We start from the raw sequence: 1,021 nt of genomic DNA on the forward strand, positions 1-1,021 counted from the left end.
GTGCCGAATTGCGGCAAGTCGACCATCATCAACCGCCTGGTTGGCCGCAACGTGGCCGTTACCGGCGACCGGCCGGGGGTAACCAAGGGCCAGGCCTGGCTGAAGACGCCTTACGGCATCCAGATCATGGACACGCCAGGGATCCTCTGGCCGAAGTTTGAAGACCAGGACGTCGGCTACAAGCTGGCGGCTTTTGGGGCAATCAAGGACACGATTTTCCATGCCGACGACGTGGCCCTGTTCGTCATCCGCCAGCTGCGCCAATACTATCCGGCCTACCTGGCCAAGTTTGCCAGCTGCAGCAAGGAAAAGCTGGCCAACATTGCCGACACCGACCTGCTTTTGGCAATGACGCAGAACAACGGGATGCGGGACGACTATGACCGCTTCTCCCTGTTTATGCTGCAGCGGCTCAGAAAGGGCAAGCTGGGCAGAATCAGTTTGGATCGGCCAGGATGCAATAATGAAAATCAATGAAATTAAAGCCCTGCTGCAGCAAGACGACGTGGCGGCCGACCTGCTGGCTGAATTGGCAAAAGACGAGCGCAAAGGCGTGCAGAAGCTGCTGGCAAGCTACCAGCGCCGGCAAGAGAAGCTGGCCCGGCAAAAAGCCGCCTTTGCCGGCCGCTTTGCCTATGAAAAAGCCTACTGGCAGCAAGGGCAGCTGGTAGCCGGCGTCGATGAAGTCGGCCGGGGGCCCCTGGCCGGACCGGTCGTGGCCGCGGCCGTCGTTTTGCCGCAAGACTTTTCCCTGCTGGAAGTCAATGACTCCAAGAAGCTGAGCCCGCAAAAGCGCCTGGCGCTTTATCCCCAGATCCTGGCGCAGGCAGTAGCCGTTGGGGTCGGGGTCATGGACAACCAGGTGATCGACCGCATCAACATCTATGAAGCTGACCGGCAGGCCATGAAGCAGGCGGTTGAAGCATTGAGCGTGCGGCCGGCCGCGCTTTTGGTCGACGCGATGAACGTGCCCGTTGAATTGCCGCAAGTGGAGCTGATCAAGGGGGATGCCAAGTCCAAC

At 59.9% G+C, this 1,021-nt stretch carries 2 protein-coding genes; both read left to right on the top strand.

Going from position 1 to position 1,021, the window contains the following annotated elements:
- On the top strand, positions 1-477 hold a 477-nt coding region (locus lacNas_RS10675), incomplete at its 5' end, for a GTPase (RefSeq protein WP_201346847.1).
- The coding region (locus lacNas_RS10680) for a ribonuclease HII (protein WP_201346848.1) at positions 464-1,021 on the top strand (558 nt) is incomplete at its 3' end. The genes lacNas_RS10675 and lacNas_RS10680, both read left to right, overlap by 14 nt.

This window comes from Lactobacillus nasalidis (genome assembly GCF_016587775.1).
Classification (GTDB): Bacteria; Bacillota; Bacilli; order Lactobacillales; family Lactobacillaceae; genus Lactobacillus; species Lactobacillus nasalidis.